The organism is Microbacterium sp. (assembly GCF_003248605.1).
Taxonomy (GTDB): Bacteria; Actinomycetota; Actinomycetes; order Actinomycetales; family Microbacteriaceae; genus Microbacterium.
The window spans coordinates 1-2,177 of record NZ_QFPF01000179.1 but is presented as its reverse complement, the minus strand read 5'-3'; the positions used below and the strand labels follow the sequence as shown (position 1 = coordinate 2,177).

General features: G+C 68.9%; 2 protein-coding genes. One reads left to right on the top strand and one right to left on the bottom strand.

Annotation, left to right across the window (positions count from 1 at the left end; all coding sequences use genetic code 11):
- On the bottom strand, positions 1-830 hold an 830-nt coding region (locus tag DI573_RS14710), incomplete at its 3' end, for a DUF222 domain-containing protein (protein WP_292815901.1).
- 310 nt (positions 831-1,140) lie between these two features.
- Between DI573_RS14710 and DI573_RS14705 the strand changes: the two genes are divergently transcribed.
- Positions 1,141-1,623 (top strand): hypothetical protein, encoded by a 483-nt coding sequence (locus DI573_RS14705; protein ID WP_363331376.1) that lies wholly within the window; start codon positions 1,141-1,143, stop codon positions 1,621-1,623.
- Positions 1,624-2,177 lie beyond the last annotated feature (554 nt).

The following is a 2,177-nucleotide window of genomic DNA, read 5'->3' as shown; positions in this document are numbered from 1 at the left end:
ACGTTGACCGTCGCGCGGATCGACGCCAGTCCACCGTGTCCGTCGCCGAGCCCCTCACCGGTCTCCGTGTCGATCCGGTGGGTGAGGATCATCTCGGTGAGCACGTCCGCACGCACCTGATCCAGCGTCCGAGAATCCACGATGTTGCCACCCGCGGCGCCCGCGCCAGTCGCGTCAGCTGCTTTGTGGGTGATCATGTCGTGGATGCCGTGCACCGGCACCGCCGGGCCCCGGAGGAGGAGTTCGGTCATCCCGTCTTCGACGTCCCGCACCCACACCCCGCCGCTCTTGCGCGCGACCTTGTGCCGCTCCGCGAACGTCGTCGGCTGCACCTGCTCCACGAGTCGTGCGAGTTGCGGTCCGAGCCGCCCGGGTGTGGTCGACGCCGCCCGCTCCAATGCTTCGGTCTCGAACGCGGCCCGAACCTCCGGGTCGGTGAGCTTGACCCCGTGTTCCACGATCGCCCGCACATGCCCGACCGACACGACACCCGCGGCCAGCGCCTCAAACGACGCCGCGAACCGGTTCACGAGGGTGTGGGCGTCGTTCATCCGCCGCTGCACCGACCGGTCCGGTTGCCGCGCACACGCACCCAGCTCCGCGGCGAGGGCCCGCAACGGGAGTTCGGCTTCACGGCCCGCGGAGCGGGGGATCTCCGCGACCCGTTCTAACCCGACCGCCTGCGCCCGCGCCAGCACGCTCATCGCGTGGGCTTCTGCCGTAGCAATAGCGGACACCGCGGCCGCGTACTCCGCGGCCAACCCCGCCGCCACGGCGTCGACGCCGTCGACGTTGTCGTCGTGTGCGTCACCGCCGGGCTTCGTATTCATGTTCGAGACTCTACGTTGTCCTCCGATCCGCCGAACAATTCACCACAACGGTACCCGAGGTCTAGGACTGCATCAGACCTGTAACAGCACAAGACACCATGTCGGGACGGCAACTCTCGCGCCACCCTACTCGGCACCCCACCCCGCCCGTCCGCTCGCCCACCCCGCCCGCTCGCCCATCCCGCCCGCTGTCCCCGCTCTCCTACCCGACCCGACCCGACCCGCTCGCCGAGGGCAAGGGATCGCGCGCGATCCCGCGGCAGCCCTCGCCACCCACGGCCCAAGTCGCCACCACTGCTACGTTTCGCAGGTGACCGCCGCCATGCCCGCAGCCGCAGCCGCAGCCGCAGCAGTCGCCGCCGTCGCAACCACCGCAACCACCGCCACCGCAGCCACCGCCACGGCAACGCCAACCACAACCCTCGCCGCGATCGCGCTCACCGCGATCCTCGGCGCGCTCGCCCTCTTCCAGCTTGCGCTCGTCCTCGGCGCTCCGCTCGGTGAATTCGCCTGGGGCGGTGCCGACCGCGTGCTGCCGCGCCGCAAACGCATCGGCAGCGCGGTCTCGATCCTCGTCTACGCGCTCATCGGCTGGATCATCCTCGCCCGCGCCGGCGCAGCCCCCGCACCGATCCCGCAACCCGCGGTCGCCATCGCCGCCTGGATCGTCACGGCCTACTTCGCGCTCGGCATCCTGATGAACGCCCTCTCCCGCAGCCGCAAGGAGCGCTTCACCATGACCCCGGTCGCCGCCCTGCTTGCTGTTCTATCGCTCATCGTCGCGCTCGGCTGACCCACCGCCCACGCCCCACCGCCCGCGCCCACCGCAACCGCGAAGTGGCATTCGCAGAGTGGATGCTGTCACCCAGCACCGCGCGACGCCAACGCAAGCGCCGACCTTGTAGTCAGTTCCGGCAACAACCGCTCGTTGCGCGTCGCTCTCCATCGGAATGACGACGGGGGGTACCTCCTCGCGCCGCCTCGGGGGGCGGTTCCCGAGGGGGTGTCGGATTCAGCAGCTGCCACAAGGGTTTACGAGCCCGAAACGCTGAGCCACGTCCACGAAACCGTCGAGTCGTAGCTTGTTCGTCATCAGTGAACACCTGTCCACTGAGGCTAGCCCAGTGTCCTCCGAGTATTCGGTGCACGTCGATATCGCCAGCAGGAAGGCGCATGATGAGCGGTACGAAGTTCCACCTCGGTTGGTTTCAGGCCGGTTTTCGGGCACCCGCGTGGGGCAGGGAATGGTCCGGCCACTCGACGCGCGACTGGGCGACGGGTCAGTTCTTCGTCGACCTGGCCAAGGACCTCGAGCGAGGTTGTTTCGACTTCATGCTCATCGAGGAC